Consider the following 15,339-nt stretch of genomic DNA (forward strand, 5'->3'; position numbering starts at 1 on the left):
TGCGGCTGTGGGAGTCGCTGAGCGGATGGGGATCCGCTTCTGGGGAATCTACTGATCTGGGGAGATCATGGGGACGCGCATCGGCTATGCCGTTGGTGCCTTCGACCTGTTTCACGTCGGGCACCTGAACCTTCTTCGACACGCCAAGCAGCAGTGCGACATTCTGATCGCCGGCGTCGTGAGCGACGAGATGCTGCGCGAGGTGAAGGGCATCGAGCCCGTCATCCCGACGGCGGAGCGCGCGGAGATCGTTCGTCACATCTCGTTCGTCGACGACGTCTACGTCGAGACGACGCCGTCGAAGATGGACTCCTGGCGAGACGTGCACTTCACGCACTTCTTCAAGGGCGACGACTGGCGGGGCACCGAGAAGGGCCTGCGGCTCGAGCGGGAGTTCGCCGAGGTCGGAGTGGAGGTCGTGTACTTCCCGTACACCGCCCACACCTCGAGCTCCTCGCTGCGCCGCGCCCTCGATGCGATCACCGCCGGGGCCGCGCAGACGGCATCCGCCGTCGCGCGCTGAGACCGACCGCATCGATCCGGCCGAGCTGGGGCCGCCGGGTCGATGCGGTCGAGGGACGCGCCGCCGCCCTCCGGGGTCGGCGGCGCGTGGTCAGTTGGCGACGCCGAGCAGGCTCCGAGCCATGCGGGCCACCCGCGGAGGAGTGTGCGGGCCGAGCCAGACCGTCCACTGCGCCGGAGGCTCCGTGCAGGTCCACTCCACACACCAGGCGTGGACCGCGGCGGCGAGACGCTCCCCCTTGAGGTGCTGGCGGATGCCGTCGCCCCGCATCAGCCATCGCACCGACACCCCGTCGGGCACGTCGATGTGGCGGAGCTGGATGCGTGCGGCGGCCTCGAGCAGGACCACGCCCTGCGCGTCCCACGGCAGCCGGGCGCAGATGCCGGCGATGAACACGGCGTCCGCGGCATCCCCCGCGATGAGCACCGCGCCCTCGATGCTCTCCCAGTCCGGATCCTCGAGGTGCTCGCATGCGGTGCTCATCCCTAAAGCATAGGTAAGGCTACCCTTACTCGTCAACGACGCCGGGGGCATCCGTTCGTCGTACCCTGGATGTATGACCACTCCTGCAGCATCCGAGATCACGATGTTCGGCGCCGACTGGTGCCGCGACTGCATCCGCACCAAGAAGCAGCTCGACGAGCTCGGCATCGAGTACACCTACATCGACCTCGTCGCCGATCCCTCCGCGGCCGACGTCGCGAAGGAGATCTCGGGCCGCACGAACATCCCCGTCGTCGTCTACCCGGACTCCTCCCACCACGTCGAGCCGTCCAACGCCGACGTCGAGGCGAAGCTCCGCGAGCTCTCCCTGATCTGATCCCGATCAGCGTACGATCCTCGCCGACCCCGCAGGGCGACGGCGAGGATCGCGTCGCCGAGGCGACCGATACACTGGCGCGATGAGCACCGAGGCTCGCCCCGAACGAGCATCCGCCCGCCTGTCCGCCCGCACGATCGCGCTGTACTCGATCGGCTCCCTGGGGACCGGCGGTTACGCGACCCTGCCGGGTCTGGTGCTGACCTACTTCCTCACCGACAACCTCGGTGTCGCGGCACTGGCCGCGGGGCTCATCGTGACCGCGGCGAAGATCTGGGACGTGGTGATCGACCCGGTCATCGGGGCGGCATCCGACCGCCAGCTCGCCCGCACCGGCTCCCGCCGCGGATTCATGGTCACCGGCGCGCTCACGCTCCCCCTCTTCTTCGCACTCACCTTCGCGGTGCCGCCATCGTGGGGCCCTGTCGCCGGCGCCGTGTGCGTGCTCTTGGCGTTCCTCGCCACGGCTACGGCCTTCAGCCTGTTCCAGGTGCCGTACGTCGCGCTCCCCGCCGAGCTCACCGACAGCTACGACGAGCGCACGCGGCTGCTCGGCTGGCGCGTCATCGTCCTGACCGCGGCGATCCTGCTGTTCGGCGCAGGCGGCCCCGAGCTGCGCAAGGCCGGGTCCGACCAGGTCGTCGGATACCTCCTGATGGGCATCGCCGCCGGTCTCGCGATCGGCATCGGGATGTACGTGGCCGCGAAGACGGCGGATGCCGCGGCATCCCGTGCGCGCCCTGCGGCGAGCGCCGTGCCCGAGACGGCGAGCCTGCGCGACCACTACGCGTCGGGGTTCAGCGCCCTCCGCCGCAGCCAGCCCTTCCGGGCCCTGCTCGCGACGTTCCTCCTTCAGGCGCTCGCGACCGGCACGATGCTCGCCGGCGCCCAGTACGTGGCGACCTGGGTGCTGCGGTCGGAGGACGCCGTGACGCTGGTCTTCCTCGCGCTCGTCGGCCCCGCGCTGCTCGCGACGCCCGGATGGACCGCGATCGCACGTCGCGTCGGCAAGGAACGCGCGTTCGGCGTCGCGAGCGTGCTGTTCACCGTCGCGGCGGCGTCGATCACGCTCGCCGTGTGGGCGCCCGGACCGTGGATCTACGGTTCGGTGGCCGTGGCCGGAGTCGCCTACGCCGGGCTGCAGTCGCTGCCGATGGCCATGCTCCCCGACGTCATCTCGCACGACGAGCGCATCCACGGCGCCGGCCAGGCCGGCACGTTCACGGGAGTCTGGACCGCCGGCGAGACCGTCGGCTTCGCCCTGGGCGCCACCGTCGTGTCGCTCACGCTGGCCGCGACCGGCTACGTGTCGACGGTCGCCGGTGCGACGACGACCCAGCCGGATGCCGCGATCGCCGGCATCGTGCTGAGCTTCAGCATCCTCCCGGCGGTTCTCATGCTGGGAAGTCTCGCCGCACTGCGCCGCTACCGCCTCCGTCGCGCCGACATCGAGGGCTGATACCCGCTCGCGCAGGCTCCCCGTTCCCGCGGCTCTTCTCCCGCTCGCGCTGCTCCCCTCCCTCGCGCGGCTCTTCTCCCGCTCGCGCTGCTGATCGCTGCGCACGCGCCCGAAACTTCTGCAGCTCGTGCAGGTTCTCGCCGCGCGAAAGCCCAGGTCCACCACGTGAAACCGGGCCGAACCGGGCCCGGCGGCATAAGCTGGGGTCCTGCCTGAAGGAGACGCCGATGACTTCTGCGACATCGCCCAGCGCCGACGAGAGCGCGACGAGCACCCCTCGCCCTGCGAAGAAGGCCTCGTCGGGCACGAAAGCCCCGACGACCGCGCCCGCGACGCCGAAGAGCCCGGATGCTGCCCAGACCGCCAAGGCTCCGGCGTCTGCACGGCCGAAGACCGCGGCCGCGGCAGCGAAGAGCTCGGGTGCCACCAAGACCGCAAAGGCCGCAGCCGCAACGGCGAAGAGCCCGGATGCCGCCACCGGCACCGCAGCCGCAACCGCAGCGGCGAACAGCTCGGGCGCCACCGCATCCGCATCCGCCCTCCCCGCACTCGATGAGGGTGAGCGCACGCGGCTCGACTCCGCGATCGGCGACCTGCAGACCGGCGCCTCGATCTGGTCGGCGCTGACGCTGTCGCAGCGCGTCACTCTCCTGCGCGCGGTGCGGACGAGCGTCGCGGCGACCGCCGAGGACTGGGCCGACACCGCCGCGGCGTCCAAGGGGCTGGACGGACGGCATCCGCTCCGCGGCGAGGAGTGGCTGAGCGGCCCGTACAGCGTGCTCGGCGCCCTCGACGCCTACATCGAGACCCTCTCGCGTCTCGCCGTCGGCACCAACCCCCTCGACGGCGTGAAGATCGACCGTGCTCCGGGCGGACGCACCCGCGTGCACACCTTCCCGCTGACCGGCATCGACAGGTTCCTGCTGTCGGGGTTCACCGGAGAGGTCTGGCTGGAACCGGGCATCACACCGAACGGTGCGCGGGCCGCCGCGGGGCTCGCGCAGCGCACCCCGACCGCATCCGGTGGGGTCGGACTCGTGCTCGGCGCGGGCAACATCACCTCCATCCCCGTGCTCGACGTGCTCTACGAGCTGCTCGCCCACAACCGCACCGCGCTGCTGAAGGTCAACCCCACGCAGGACGCCCTCGTGCCCGTCTACAAACGCGCCTTCGCACCGCTCATCGAGCCGGGGTTCCTGCGCATCGTGCGCGGCGGACCGGCGGTCGGCGCCTACCTGACCGGTCACCCCGACCTCGTCCACGTGCATATCACGGGCTCTGCGGCGACGTTCGACGCGATCGTGTGGGGCACGGGCGCCGCGGCCGCCAGACGCCGCCGCGAGAACCGTCCGCAGCTGAAGAAGCCGATCACCGCCGAGCTGGGCGGAGTCTCGCCCATCATCGTCGTCCCCGGCGCGTGGTCGGACGACGACCTGCGCTACCAGGCGGAGCACGTCGCGACCATGCGTCTGCAGAACGGCGGACACAACTGCATCGCCGGTCAGGTCGTCATCCTGTCGTCCGACTGGGCGCAGGCCGACCGCTTCCGCGCCGAGCTGCGCCGCGCCTACGCGAACGCCCCGGAACGGCCGATCTGGTACCCCGGGTCACCCTCGAGGATGCAGCAGGCCACCGACGCGTACCCCGACGCCCTCGTGCTCGGCGACCGCCTGCTCGTCGAGATCGGCGACGGAGACGACCCCGACACCCTGCAGCACACCGAGTACTTCGCCCCTGTGCTCGGCGTCGTGACCGTCCCCGGCGAGGGCCAGTCCTTCCTCGACGCCGCGGTCTCGTACGCCAACGACGAGCTGCAGGGCACGCTCGGCGCGAACCTGCTGATCGACCCGGCGACGGAGAAGTCGCTCGGCAGCGGATTCGAGCGCGCGATCGCGAACCTCCGCTACGGCTCGATCGCCATCAACGGCTGGACGGCCTTCGGGTTCATCACCCCGACCCTCACGTGGGGCGCGTTCCCCGGCAGCACGATCGACGACGTGGGCAGCGGCATCGGCATCGTGCACAACGCCCTGCTGCTCGACGGCGTGGAGCGCTCGGTGATCCGCGGACCGTTCCGCCCGTTCCCCCGGTCGCTGCCCGTGGTGAACGGCGGCGGTCGGCTCACGATCCTCCCGAAGCCGCCGTGGTTCGTGTCGGCCCGCACCGGCGCCGAGGTGAGCGAGGGGCTGACCCGGTTCCGTGTGAACGGCAGCACCGCGGGTCTCGTGAAGACGCTGCTGAAGGCGCTGCGCGCGTAGCCCTGACCCCACCCCGTCTGTCTCGGTCGCTCCGCTCCCTGAACTCCCGGTCGTTGAGCGAGCGCAGCGAGACGAGACGTCCCGCCGACAGATCCGCTTCGTCTCGGTCGCTCCGCTCCCTCGCTCAACGGCCGAGAGGAAGCTGGCTCACCGACCGGCGGAGAATGACGCGGCGAAGCGGTCGGTCGCGGCCCTGAGCGCGCGCTGGATGCCGGGTTCGGATGCCGAGTGACCCGCGTCGTCGACCACGACGAAGTCCGCCTCCGGCCACGCCCTGTGCAGGTCCCACGCGGTCATCATCGGCGTGCACACGTCATGCCGCCCCTGCACGATCACGGTCGGAATGTGACGGATGCCGTCCACCCCGGCGATCAGCTGCCCCTCGTCCCACCAGCCGCGATGCACGAAGAAGTGGTTCTCGATCCGCGCGAACGCGGTGGCCCTGCGCGCATCGGACATCGCGGCGATCTGCTCGGCGTCCGGAGTGAGCGTGACCGTCGACGCCTCCCAGGTCGACCAGGCGACCGCGGCGGGCTCGTGCACGGCCGGGTCAGGATCGAACAGGCGTCGATGGTACGCCTCGATCATCCTCGTGCGCTCCAGCACGGGGATCGGCGCGATGAACGCCTCCCAGAGGTCGGGGAACAACGCGGCCGCCCCGCCCTCGTAGAACCACTCCAGCTCTTCGCGGCGCAGGGTGAAGATACCGCGGAGCACGAGCTCGGAGACGGCATCCGGGTGCGCCTGCGCGTAGGCGAGCGCGAGCGCGCTGCCCCAGGAGCCGCCGAACACCTGCCAGGTGCGGATGCCGAGGTTCTTGCGCAGCAGCTCGATGTCGGCGATGAGGTGCGCGGTGGTGACGTGGCGCAGGTCGGCTCCCGGTTCCCCCGCATGCGGGGTGCTGCGTCCGCAGCCGCGCTGATCGAGTAGGACGATCCGGTAGACCTCGGGGTCGAAGAACCGTCGCTGCCAGGGCGACGTCCCGCTCCCGGGCCCGCCGTGGAGGAACACCACCGGCTTGCCCTCCGGGTTGCCGCTGACCTCCCAGTACATGCGGTGGCCGTCGCCCACGAGCAGCTCGCCCGTCTCATACGGCTCGATCGCCGGATACAGCGCATCCAGATTCATCGTCATCGATCCTCCAGATCAGACCTACGCGTTCAACGCTACTGGGGGCCGAGCTGATCCCCCGGCAGGGTGAAGGTCGCTGCGCACACGTCGAGGCCGTTCTTGTAGCCGTTCGCGAACCAGTACTGACGCTGGTCGCTCGTCCCGTGGGTGAAGCTCTCGGGGCTCACGAAACCGCCCGACTGCTGCTGGATGTGATCGTCGCCCACGGTGTAGGCGGCGTTGACGGCATCCTTCAGCTCCGCCTCGGTGGGAGCCTCCATGTAACGGACTCCGTTCTTGTCCTTCTGCCTCGTCATCTGCCCGATCCAGGCGCCGGCGTAGCAGTCGGCCTGCAGCTCCATGCGCACGCCGTTGCTCTCGGGACCCGTGCCGTTGTTGGGGTACTTGTCCATGTACCCCGTGATGTTCTGGATGTGATGGCCCCACTCGTGTCCGACGATGTACAGCTGGGCAAGGTTTCCGGCGGAAGCGCCGAACTGCTGCTGCATGAGCTGGAAGAACGTCGGATCGATGTAGACGGTCTGGTCCGGTGGGCAGTAGAAGGGCCCCGCCGCATTGGATGCCGTTCCGCACGCGGAGGACGTCGCCCCGTCGACGATGACGAGCTCCGGCGGCGTGTAGCCGTCAACCTGCTCGGACCAGTACTTGTTCAGGACGAGCTTCGCACTGGCGACGCGGCAGTCGACGTTCTCGTTCGCGTCCTGCCCGGTGTCGCAGTTCTCGATGAGCGTGCCCTCGCTCGACGACGTCCCCCCGCCGCCCGTGTCGCCACCGCCGAGGAAAGGGGTGAGATCGATGCCCAGCAGCGGTCCTGCGATGAGGGCGATGATGCCCAGAAGGCCCACTCCTCCAGCTCCGGCCACGACCGCACCGCGTCCGCGGCGTCGTACGTTGTTGTCGGAGACATCGGCATCCGGATTGAACGTCATGGATCGAGGGTACTCCCGGGCGGATGCCGTCATAGGCTCGACATATGACGACGACCATCACGATCACCGGTGCGGGCGGCCAGATCGGCTACGCCCTGCTGTTCCGCATCGCCGCAGGCGACCTGCTGGGGCCCGACGAGAAGGTCCGGCTGCGCCTCCTGGAGATCCCGCAGGGCCTGGGCGCCGCAGAGGGTGCGGCTCTGGAACTGCAGGACGGCGCGTTCGGGCTCCTCGAACACGTCGAGGTGACGGACGACCCCGCTGTCGGCTTCGACGGAAGCGACCTCGCGCTGCTGGTCGGCGCCCGCCCCCGAGGACCGGGGATGGAGCGCGGAGACCTGCTCGCGGCCAACGGCGGCATCTTCGGCCCGCAGGGGCGCGCGATCGCGGCGCACGCGGCATCCGGTGTGCGCGTCACGGTCGTCGGCAACCCGGCCAACACCAACGCCCTGATCGCTGCGGCATCCGCCGACGGCGTGCCGGCGGAGCGCTTCACGGCGCTGACCAGACTCGATGAGAACCGCGCCCGCGGGCAGCTCGCGGCCACCCTCGGCGTCCCGGTCGAGACCGTGCGCCGGGTGCCCATCTGGGGCAACCACTCGGCGACGCAGTTCCCCGACGTCTCGCACGCGACCGTCGCCGGGATGCCGGTCGGCGATGCTCTCGCCGCCATCGTGGGCGACGTGCCCGCGTGGCTCGACGAGACGTTCATCCCGCGCGTCGCTCAGCGCGGGGCCGAGATCATCACGGTCCGCGGATCGTCGTCGGTCGCCTCGGCAGCGAGCGCCACGATCGATCACGTGCGCGATTGGGTGCGGGGAACCGACGACTGGACCTCGGCGGGGGTGGTCTCCCACGGCGAGTACGGAGTGCCGGAGGGGCTGATCTCCTCGTTCCCCGTGCAGTCGGTGGACGGAGAGTGGCGCATCGTCGAGGGGCTCGAACTCGACACGCGGTCTCGGGCCCGGATCGACGCGTCCGTCGCCGAGCTCGTCGACGAGCGCGAGACCGTGCGGGCGCTCGGGCTGCTCTGACCCGCACTCCTCCTCCCCATCGCGCCTCTGATCGGGTTCGTCCACAGACCGCGGAACCGACGGATTCTCTGGCCTAAGGTCGATGGACGAGCCCCGGTCGCCGGAGCAGAATGGGAGGGTGTTCGTGTCGCCTGACGTGATCGGAATGGTCATCGCCCTCTTCGCCTTCGCCGTCGCCGTTCTCGGTGGCGTCGGCGGGATGATCGCGCACCAGTCGAGGGGACTCGGTGCGCGGTTCGATCAGGTCGGAGCGCGCTTCGATCAGGTCGGAGCGCGGTTCGATCAGGTCGACGCACGGATGGACAGACTCGACACGCGCATCGACCGTGTCGAGGGCAGGATGGACCGCGTCGAGTCCCAGCTCGACCACCTGGCGGGTGAGATCGTCGAGGTCAAGATCGCCGTGGCCCGCCTCGAAGGGCCGCAACGGCGGCTGCAGCGACTCTGAGGGCGTGCCTGCAGGTTGCAGACAGGCGTGCCGGGGGTGTGCGGACAGGGCAGAATGGACGCTGGAGGTGCGCGATGAGCGAGACGACAGAACCGACGAAGGCTGCGGCATCCGTGGATGACGCCTTGACGAGCCCGCTGCACCTGCCGCACGCGGCCGCAGAGTGCCCGAAGTGCTTCACCGAGCTGCAGCAGAACAGGGACTTCTGGTCGGCGCGACCGGACGGGTCACGACTGGTCGGTCTGGTCGTCGCACGCGATGGGATGCCGTCGGTGGTCGAGCAGCGCGACGACCTCACCCGGTTCGGGGTGCCGATCGAGGGTTTCCGGCACCCGGCGCCCGACATCCTGGAGAGCTGGAACGACCGCCTCGCGCGGCTGATCGCGACTCTGCACCCCGGTGACGTCCTGGTCGTCGCCAACATCAACGCTCTCGGCCGGAACGCCGATGAGGGCACCAGGACGGTGGCTGACCTGCGTCGCCGGGGCATCATGGTCAAGGTGCTCAGCCACAACGCGAGACACCTCGCCGACGCGGCTGCACGCTGAGACCGACCGCGACCCGTCGACCATCGGCGGGCGCGCGCGGTGATGGCTGCGCGGTCAGCCGCGCCCGATCAGCTCCGCGCGATCACTGCGCGCGGTCAGCTCCGCGCGGTCAGCTCCGCCCGGTCAGCTCCGCGCCGTCGACTCCGCCTGATCAATTGCGCGTGGTCAGCCGCGCGCGATCACTGCGCGCGGTCAGCTCCGCGCGGTCAGCTATGCGCGGTCGCACCCGCGCGCAGCTGATCGCGCAGGGACTCCGGCTTGTCCTCGCTGAAGTAGGCGACGGCGATGAACTCGTCGAACAGTGCGAGCATCACGTTCTCCAACTCGCCCAGCGGAGTCGAGAAGCGCACCATGAGCATCCGCTTCGTGTCTGGTACCGGGATCCAGTAGTCGGCGATCAACCGCAGGATCCCCTCCGAGTCGCCGCTCTCCTCGACCTGTTCGACGCGGTACGTGCGCAGAGCGGGAACGCCCGGGCCGCGCACCTCGTTCATCGAGGCGTACGCTCCGGGATCGAGCTGCTTCAGCCCCTCGGCCATGACCTTGAGCACCGACTGCGGCGCGGTGCCGACCGCGGGGCTCATCCGCAGGTCTGCGGGCTCGAAGACGAGGAGCGTCACCGGCAGCGGAGTGCCCCTGGCGATCTCGGTCGAGAACATGATGGCGCGGATGTCGCCATCCGCCCCCGCCGTGACCGCCTGCTGCAGTTGACGCCGCACCGTGGCACGCTCGGCCGCGCGATCATCGGCCGGTCCCACCGCATCCTTGGCGATGCGCGCGATGGATGACGTCGTGGCGTCTTCGCCGGACAGGTCCACCGAGAACCAGCGCCCGGGAAGGCGGAACCGCAGATCGCGACCGCTCACTCGGGTGCCGACCACTTCCCGTAACGAGCGCTCATGTCGGTCAGGCTCACTCCGCCCGTGCCCGCATTCGTGACGCCCATCGGATCGAGATCGGCCGCCGCCGTCCTGAGATCGACGATCTCGTGGCCCTCCGCCGTATCCGCACCGGCCGTGATCTTGATCGTGTTCGGCTCCCAGGGAAGCGCACCCCAGATCGCCTCGACCACGGCATCCAGCTCGTCAGCCGTGAGCGGCTCGGCGGTGTCGACCTCCAGTCCGAGGCTGAGTCGATGGCCCAGACCGTTGGCCGACTGCGCGAGGTCTCGCACTCCCACGACCCTCGGCACCGCCGCTGTCACGGCGTTCGCCACATCACCGTAGTCCACTGTCGACCCTTCCGTCTGTTCTGCCTGGCCCGTCTGCGGCATCAGCATCGTGCATCCCGCCAGCGCACCGCTCAGGAGCGACCCCGCCAGCATCACGGCGATGATCCGTCGCCGTCCGATGTGTCCTCGCCTCATGCTCATTCGCTCCAGTGGTAGTAGGACACGTCGACGTACCCATCCTCGTTGAAGAAGTTCGAGAGACCGGGATGATTCGCCTGCACTTCGGCCAGATGATCCTGGTAGGTCTGCGAGTACTTGTCGGCGTTGTGTGCGCCGGCATCCACGCCCAGCACCGGGGCGGGGTTCGGCGGATCCACGTGGATGGTCGTCCAGTTCGAGCCGTGCTCGGTGCCGAGGTCGCCGGCGACGATGTCGAGGTTCGGCACCGGGTCTCCGTTGTGCTGCACGGAGACCACGTCGACCGAATCGGGAATCGGCATGTGGTCGATGGGGGCCCCGGAGACGACGACGGCCTGCCAGTTGTAGTCGGAGTTGTACGCCGCGAGGTGTCCGGCCATGATCCCGCCCTGGCTGAATCCGACGAGCATGACGGGGTCGTTCTCACCGATGCCCGCCTGCTCCATCGCCTCGAGGACCGCCCGCTCGTACTGCGTCTGCAGAGCCGGCGTCAGCATCAGCGCGAGGTTGCTGTCGAGGTCGTTGACCGCTCCCTGGTCGCCGAAGCGGGACAGCCACTCCTGCGTGCTGGGAAGCGTGACGGTGTAGTACCAGCCGTCGGGCCCGAGTACCTTGGTGATCTTCACGACCGAGTCGGTCTCCCCGCCGAGGCCATCGACCTCTCCGGTGCCGTCGAGCACGGTCGCCAGACTCGGACCCTCGGGAACATCCTCCGCCGGCACGTTCGCGTAAGGATCCGTCTCACTCACCCCCGGCGTGCCCTTGAGCACGTCGGACAGGATGCTCGTGATGATGAAGGCGGCGAGCACCCCGGCGATCACGGCCCCGATGATGAGACCGATCGTCCCGAACAGCGCACCCACCGCGATGATGAGGAGCAGCACCACGAGAACGCCCAGGATCGCGATGAGCGTGTCAGCGATCTTCTTGAGCAGATCGACGACGTCTTGCAGGAAGTCGCCGATCCACTCGCCGATGCTCGCGAGGAAGTCGCCGATGTCGGAGAAGAAGTCGCCGACCTTGTCCCAGAACCCCTCGTTCGTGGAGTCGATGGCCGCGTCGATCTTGCGGATCGCGATCTCAGCGGCGTCGTTCATGGCCTCGCGCGCCGAGTCGATCCGCGAGCGCGCCGACCCGACTGCAGCCTGGGCGTCGTTCGCCGCACGCTGCGCACCGGGGACCTGAACGGCGAGGGAGGGATCGGTGGAGTCGCCTGCGGCATCCACGCGATCGTTGAGATCGTGGAGTGCGGAGTCGGCACGGCCCTGTGCGAGGAGCGCGTCGTCGAGATCGTCCTGCGCGCGTTCTGCGTCGGCGTGAGCATCCGTGAGCGCGACGGCGTACTCGGTGAGCGCGTCAGCGGTGCCCTTGTAGCGCGGATGGATGCGCTCGAGATCAGACGAGATCTGGTCGTTCTGCTCGTAGAGCGCCTGGACGGCTTTGCCCTCGTCGTCCTCGACGATGCCGCGCAGTTCGTGGATCACCGTGAGGATGACGCCAGCCGATGCGACGAGATCCGCGGCGCGCGCGGTCAGCTCATCCGGTCTTCCGGGAAGAACGGTCATGGTCTAGCCCTCCCCGTCCTGGGCCATCTTCTGATCGAGGTCACGGAACGTGTCGACGATGGCCTGCATGAAGTCGGCCTGCGAACGCAGGTTGTCGCGCAGCTTCTCGCGCGCGATGTCCCATTTGCCGCCGAAGTCGTCGACCTTGTCGCTGAGACCGCCGTGACCCGTGAGGCCTCCGAGGTCGTCCGCGAAGGACTCCGCCTCGTCGAACGTCGTCGCCAGCCCCCTGGCCTTCTGCGCGGTCGACTGCAACCGCGCGAGGTCCATCCTGACGTCGCTCATGCATCTCCCCCGTCATCGCTCTGATCCAGCCGCGCGAGGCGGTCCGCCGTCGTCTCCCGCAGCCAGGCTCCCAGCGCGGCATCGGCCGCCCTCACCTCGGCGCGCAGCTCGGCGGCGTCCGCGGCGGACGCGGGCACACGCACCCGCAGCGACTGCATCGCCGCTCTCAGCGTCTCCTCCGACATCCGTACGACCCCTCCGTCGCGTGTATGCACAGGGGTCGGCCTCTCGGCCGACCCCCGAAGATCCTGCAGCAGCGTGTCAGCCGCCAGCGAGCTGCGTGTCCAGATCCTGGATCGCACGCATCATGCCCAGCAGCGACTCCGACATGTCGTTGATGCCATCCACCGCGGTCTTCAGACCCGTGGTCAGCTCCCCGTAGCCCTCACCGAACTTGCCCGACGCATGCTGCGTCTTGAAGTCCTCACCCAGCAGGGTGTCCACCTGAGACTTCAGAGAATCCAGCTGCCCCTGAATGTCATCACGAGCCTGCGACAGCGACGACGCCACCTGCTCCATCTCCGCATAAGACGCACCGAAATCGGCCATCGTCCACACCTCCGGTAATCGAATTGGACCGGACCTCTCCGGCCCGACACCACCAACCTAACAACACCCGCACCACCGGTCGATGGGCACAACTCCCCATCCACAACGGGTCGCGGAGCGGCTCGGATCAGGTCGTGGCTGTGATGACGGCGGCGGCCACAAGGCCCAGAACGATGAACAGGACTCCGACGGCGAAGCCCCTCCCCGACCTGGGCGCCGCGAAGAGCGCCTCGCGCTCGGCGTCGCGGCTCCTCCATCCCGATGCCGTCTCCGCCGGGACCGGAGCGTCCGGCCGCGAGAGGAGGGAGGCGAGAGCGCCGATGTCGCCGACCCAGCGCCAGAACGCGGGTTCCGTTAAGGGGAGGGCCTTGCGGGCGATGACATGGATCCGGCCGCCGTCCACCTCGACGTCGCACCGACCCGCCACCTCGCGCAGAGCCTCACGCACCGGCGGAGTCAGCTGCCTCCGCACGGCGTCGTCGTCCTGCGGCTCGCAGTACACCCGCACGTGCGCGTCGAAGTCGGGATCGATGCTGACCGGATGCTGCGCCTTCTGACGGGTCGACTGCTGGCTCCACACGTCTCCGAGCTTCGTGGCGACGGTCATCGACGGCACCGCGGTCGGAAGGTCCAGCGCGACGTAGGTCGCGCTGTGCTCCACCATCGAACGCCCCATGCTCCGCTCGTAGTAGTACGTGCCCGCTTCGAGTCCTGACCGCTCAGGGGAGCGCAGCACGTCCCTGATCGCGAGCGGGCCGCCCACGCGGAAACGGGTGACGGGATGCTGCGCCGCCGGCTCGGCGGCGACGTGGCTCATTCGATTGTCCGCCGCGAACCGCGGGAGCCGGTACGCGATGTCGGCGATCTCCCGGCGGCGTGATCCGAACGCGACGATCTGCGAGATCGCGAACGGCGCGACCATGAACGCGGCGATGATCCAGGTGAGGACGTTCATCCCGTCCCCGCCGAAGATCATCTGGACGAACATGACCACGATCGCGGCCAGCGCGCCGAACCCGAGAACCTGGAAGACGACTCTGATGACGAGCCGTCGCACCGACAGCTCTTCCGCAGCGCTCCCGTGGATCGCGTCGTCCGCCGGAAGGGCGGGCGCCGACGGGCTGATCGGTGCGTGCAGGGCGGCGGTGTCGAACTTGAGGGAACTCACGCCTTCCACTCGTCTCCCGCCCGGACGACAGCGGCCAAGAGCTCCTCGACCCGGTCGTGGTTCGCGAGCGGGACGAAGCCCTCCACGCGCGCGGCGGAGAGGATGCTCTCGGCGATGGGCTCGGCGACGGCCAGCGAGTACGGCGCCACCGGACCCAGCAGAGCACCCGCCGTGAGCCCCTGCCCGAAGAAGAGCCAGCGACGGGTCCCGAAGTCCACACCGTCCTCGCGCTGCGCGAGGGTCGAGGAGAACCCGACGCCGAGATGCTCCGTCTCCACACGAAGCGACGCCGGAGGCAGGATCGCCGATGGCGCCCACAGGAAGTCGGCCTGCTCCTGCCGGGTGAGCTCGCGATCGACCACGAAGAACACCAGGGGAGCGAGCACGGCGGCATCCGTGCCGACCAGCAGGAACCGTCGTGCGTCGTCGGAGACCTCGGCGGCGACGCTCTCCAGCGCCCCCTGGAGGCGCGCACGAAGTGCGACCGGAACGTCGACGACCGCGGTGAATCGGGAGACGGCCTGAGCCGCCCATTCGGCGGCGCCCAGCTGCCGGACGTCGGCGGTCTCCACCGGGATGGCCTTGGCCAGCTCGAAGTCGAAGCCGATCTCCATCATGCCTCCCAGGTGAACGTGGCGACGTGGGCGTCGAAGAGCGCCACCCAGAGTTCAAGGACCGGGTCGTCCTCGGGCAGATCGGCCTCGTGCGCGACGGTGACCGTCCACTGCACGGCTTCGGTGAGCTTCGAGCCGGGGATCGGGATGAGGTAGTTGATCATGAACGACACGGCATCGACGTCATCCATGGAGACGGGGCGGCGCTCGGTCCAGCGGACGATGCGATGCCCTTCGCCGACGGCGACGCCGCCCTGGTTGGCGATCACGTTCTCGACGACGCGTCCGAGAGGAGCCTCGGGCGTCGCCGCTCTCTTGATGCCGATCAGGCTCGCGGAGCCGAGCGCCCAGGTGGGCGCGCTCTCCCCCGCGAAGGCGTACACGAAACCGTTCTGCGCGCGCACGGAGGCGAGCGCATCGCGGACCTGCCGCGAGAGGTTCAGGGTGAGGGCCTCGGTCGCCTGCGCAGCGCGCAGCCGGGTCGTCGCCCGCTTCACCAGCTCCTTCTCGGTCTGCTCGCTCAGGTCGTAGGCGTCCCACCCCGGAGGAAGGAGCATGCGATACGGAGGAATGGTGGCGCCGCGGCGCCCGAGCAGCTCAGATCGAAGATCGCTCATGGCACCATACTGTCATCCCTGC

General features: G+C 69.3%; 19 protein-coding genes. 7 read left to right on the forward strand and 12 right to left on the reverse strand.

The annotated features are described in order from the left end of the window. The first annotated feature begins 67 nt into the window (after positions 1-67). Entirely contained in the window at positions 68-523 is a 456-nt protein-coding gene (locus tag ACFVRO_RS01485; protein ID WP_105673915.1) for an adenylyltransferase/cytidyltransferase family protein, read from the forward strand. 90 nt (positions 524-613) lie between these two features. Here the strand turns inward: ACFVRO_RS01485 and ACFVRO_RS01490 are convergent, their stop codons facing one another. Further along, complete coding sequence (locus ACFVRO_RS01490) at positions 614-1,006, reverse strand: SIP domain-containing protein (RefSeq protein ID WP_386948485.1); 393 nt, start codon at positions 1,004-1,006, stop codon at positions 614-616. A gap of 73 nt (positions 1,007-1,079) precedes the next feature. Here ACFVRO_RS01490 and ACFVRO_RS01495 point away from each other — a divergent pair, with 73 nt between their 5' ends. From ACFVRO_RS01495 to ACFVRO_RS01505, 3 genes are all read left to right on the forward strand, one after another. Further along, positions 1,080-1,343 carry a glutaredoxin domain-containing protein gene (locus ACFVRO_RS01495; protein ID WP_105673911.1) on the forward strand — a complete coding sequence of 88 codons (264 nt, stop codon included), beginning with the start codon at positions 1,080-1,082 and terminating at the stop codon, positions 1,341-1,343. Positions 1,344-1,425: 82 nt separating this feature from the next. Further along, positions 1,426-2,802 carry an MFS transporter gene (locus ACFVRO_RS01500; protein WP_386948487.1) on the forward strand — a complete coding sequence of 459 codons (1,377 nt, stop codon included), beginning with the start codon at positions 1,426-1,428 and terminating at the stop codon, positions 2,800-2,802. 227 nt (positions 2,803-3,029) lie between these two features. Continuing rightward, positions 3,030-5,060 (forward strand): aldehyde dehydrogenase family protein, encoded by a 2,031-nt coding sequence (locus tag ACFVRO_RS01505; protein ID WP_386948490.1) that lies wholly within the window; start codon positions 3,030-3,032, stop codon positions 5,058-5,060. 147 nt (positions 5,061-5,207) lie between these two features. On the opposite strand, the gene pip is transcribed toward ACFVRO_RS01505, so the two are convergent. After that, positions 5,208-6,194: a prolyl aminopeptidase gene (gene pip, locus ACFVRO_RS01510; protein ID WP_344013914.1), complete on the reverse strand. Its 987-nt coding sequence runs from the start codon at positions 6,192-6,194 to the stop codon at positions 5,208-5,210. A gap of 32 nt (positions 6,195-6,226) precedes the next feature. Further along, positions 6,227-7,120 carry a neutral zinc metallopeptidase gene (locus ACFVRO_RS01515; protein WP_386948492.1) on the reverse strand — a complete coding sequence of 298 codons (894 nt, stop codon included), beginning with the start codon at positions 7,118-7,120 and terminating at the stop codon, positions 6,227-6,229. Between the two features lie 44 nt (positions 7,121-7,164). Here ACFVRO_RS01515 and ACFVRO_RS01520 point away from each other — a divergent pair, with 44 nt between their 5' ends. The 3 genes from ACFVRO_RS01520 to ACFVRO_RS01530 all read left to right on the forward strand — a co-directional run bounded on the left by ACFVRO_RS01520 (position 7,165) and on the right by ACFVRO_RS01530 (position 9,150). Continuing rightward, the gene (locus tag ACFVRO_RS01520; protein WP_386948495.1) at positions 7,165-8,154 is read left to right on the forward strand and encodes a malate dehydrogenase; all 990 of its coding nucleotides are present in this window, start codon (positions 7,165-7,167) and stop codon (positions 8,152-8,154) included. 118 nt (positions 8,155-8,272) lie between these two features. Next, positions 8,273-8,602, forward strand: a complete 330-nt coding sequence (locus ACFVRO_RS01525; RefSeq protein ID WP_386948497.1) for a response regulator — start codon at positions 8,273-8,275, stop codon at positions 8,600-8,602. Between the two features lie 74 nt (positions 8,603-8,676). Beyond that, positions 8,677-9,150, forward strand: coding sequence for a recombinase family protein (locus ACFVRO_RS01530; protein ID WP_341940421.1), 474 nt, complete (start codon positions 8,677-8,679; stop codon positions 9,148-9,150). Positions 9,151-9,356: 206 nt separating this feature from the next. Here the strand turns inward: ACFVRO_RS01530 and ACFVRO_RS01535 are convergent, their stop codons facing one another. The 9 genes from ACFVRO_RS01535 to ACFVRO_RS01575 form a co-directional block, all read right to left on the reverse strand. Further along, complete coding sequence (locus tag ACFVRO_RS01535) at positions 9,357-10,016, reverse strand: hypothetical protein (RefSeq protein ID WP_386948499.1); 660 nt, start codon at positions 10,014-10,016, stop codon at positions 9,357-9,359. Beyond that, positions 10,013-10,522: a hypothetical protein gene (locus ACFVRO_RS01540; RefSeq protein ID WP_386948502.1), complete on the reverse strand. Its 510-nt coding sequence runs from the start codon at positions 10,520-10,522 to the stop codon at positions 10,013-10,015. Before ACFVRO_RS01540 ends, ACFVRO_RS01535 begins: the two co-directional genes overlap by 4 nt. Further along, the gene (locus ACFVRO_RS01545) at positions 10,519-12,084 is read right to left on the reverse strand and encodes a hypothetical protein (RefSeq protein WP_386948504.1); all 1,566 of its coding nucleotides are present in this window, start codon (positions 12,082-12,084) and stop codon (positions 10,519-10,521) included. Before ACFVRO_RS01545 ends, ACFVRO_RS01540 begins: the two co-directional genes overlap by 4 nt. A 3-nt stretch (positions 12,085-12,087) precedes the next feature. Next, positions 12,088-12,369: a hypothetical protein gene (locus tag ACFVRO_RS01550; protein WP_105673895.1), complete on the reverse strand. Its 282-nt coding sequence runs from the start codon at positions 12,367-12,369 to the stop codon at positions 12,088-12,090. After that, on the reverse strand, positions 12,366-12,554 hold the full coding sequence (locus ACFVRO_RS01555) for a hypothetical protein (protein ID WP_223587185.1): 189 nt from the start codon (positions 12,552-12,554) through the stop codon (positions 12,366-12,368). Before ACFVRO_RS01555 ends, ACFVRO_RS01550 begins: the two co-directional genes overlap by 4 nt. 76 nt (positions 12,555-12,630) lie before the next feature. Further along, a complete protein-coding gene (locus ACFVRO_RS01560) occupies positions 12,631-12,918 on the reverse strand; it encodes a WXG100 family type VII secretion target (protein ID WP_105673989.1) in 288 nt (95 codons plus the stop codon). A gap of 127 nt (positions 12,919-13,045) precedes the next feature. After that, positions 13,046-14,086, reverse strand: coding sequence for a hypothetical protein (locus ACFVRO_RS01565; protein ID WP_386948507.1), 1,041 nt, complete (start codon positions 14,084-14,086; stop codon positions 13,046-13,048). Further along, entirely contained in the window at positions 14,083-14,703 is a 621-nt protein-coding gene (locus tag ACFVRO_RS01570; RefSeq protein ID WP_146114286.1) for a hypothetical protein, read from the reverse strand. The genes ACFVRO_RS01565 and ACFVRO_RS01570 overlap by 4 nt, the downstream gene beginning before the upstream one ends. Continuing rightward, positions 14,700-15,317 carry a hypothetical protein gene (locus tag ACFVRO_RS01575; protein WP_386948509.1) on the reverse strand — a complete coding sequence of 206 codons (618 nt, stop codon included), beginning with the start codon at positions 15,315-15,317 and terminating at the stop codon, positions 14,700-14,702. The genes ACFVRO_RS01570 and ACFVRO_RS01575 overlap by 4 nt, the downstream gene beginning before the upstream one ends. Positions 15,318-15,339: the final 22 nt, after the last annotated feature.

Source organism: Microbacterium sp. NPDC057944, from assembly GCF_042887445.1.
In the GTDB taxonomy this organism is placed as follows: Bacteria; Actinomycetota; Actinomycetes; order Actinomycetales; family Microbacteriaceae; genus Microbacterium; species Microbacterium natoriense.

Excerpts from the sequence above, each read along its gene's own strand:
- ACFVRO_RS01530 (WP_341940421.1), top strand. The coding sequence starts at position 8,677 with ATGAGCGAGACGACAGAACCGACGAAGGCTGCGGCATCCGTGGATGAC.
- ACFVRO_RS01545 (WP_386948504.1), bottom strand. The coding sequence starts at position 12,084 with ATGACCGTTCTTCCCGGAAGACCGGATGAGCTGACCGCGCGCGCCGCG.
- ACFVRO_RS01540 (WP_386948502.1), bottom strand. The coding sequence starts at position 10,522 with ATGAGCATGAGGCGAGGACACATCGGACGGCGACGGATCATCGCCGTG.
- ACFVRO_RS01490 (WP_386948485.1), bottom strand. The coding sequence starts at position 1,006 with ATGAGCACCGCATGCGAGCACCTCGAGGATCCGGACTGGGAGAGCATC.
- ACFVRO_RS01560 (WP_105673989.1), bottom strand. The coding sequence starts at position 12,918 with ATGGCCGATTTCGGTGCGTCTTATGCGGAGATGGAGCAGGTGGCGTCG.
- ACFVRO_RS01505 (WP_386948490.1), top strand. The coding sequence starts at position 3,030 with ATGACTTCTGCGACATCGCCCAGCGCCGACGAGAGCGCGACGAGCACC.
- pip (WP_344013914.1), bottom strand. The coding sequence starts at position 6,194 with ATGACGATGAATCTGGATGCGCTGTATCCGGCGATCGAGCCGTATGAG.
- ACFVRO_RS01500 (WP_386948487.1), top strand. The coding sequence starts at position 1,426 with ATGAGCACCGAGGCTCGCCCCGAACGAGCATCCGCCCGCCTGTCCGCC.
- ACFVRO_RS01550 (WP_105673895.1), bottom strand. The coding sequence starts at position 12,369 with ATGAGCGACGTCAGGATGGACCTCGCGCGGTTGCAGTCGACCGCGCAG.
- ACFVRO_RS01495 (WP_105673911.1), top strand. The coding sequence starts at position 1,080 with ATGACCACTCCTGCAGCATCCGAGATCACGATGTTCGGCGCCGACTGG.
- ACFVRO_RS01520 (WP_386948495.1), top strand. The coding sequence starts at position 7,165 with ATGACGACGACCATCACGATCACCGGTGCGGGCGGCCAGATCGGCTAC.
- ACFVRO_RS01575 (WP_386948509.1), bottom strand. The coding sequence starts at position 15,317 with ATGAGCGATCTTCGATCTGAGCTGCTCGGGCGCCGCGGCGCCACCATT.
- ACFVRO_RS01515 (WP_386948492.1), bottom strand. The coding sequence starts at position 7,120 with ATGACGTTCAATCCGGATGCCGATGTCTCCGACAACAACGTACGACGC.
- ACFVRO_RS01485 (WP_105673915.1), top strand. The coding sequence starts at position 68 with ATGGGGACGCGCATCGGCTATGCCGTTGGTGCCTTCGACCTGTTTCAC.
- ACFVRO_RS01555 (WP_223587185.1), bottom strand. The coding sequence starts at position 12,554 with ATGTCGGAGGAGACGCTGAGAGCGGCGATGCAGTCGCTGCGGGTGCGT.
- ACFVRO_RS01570 (WP_146114286.1), bottom strand. The coding sequence starts at position 14,703 with ATGATGGAGATCGGCTTCGACTTCGAGCTGGCCAAGGCCATCCCGGTG.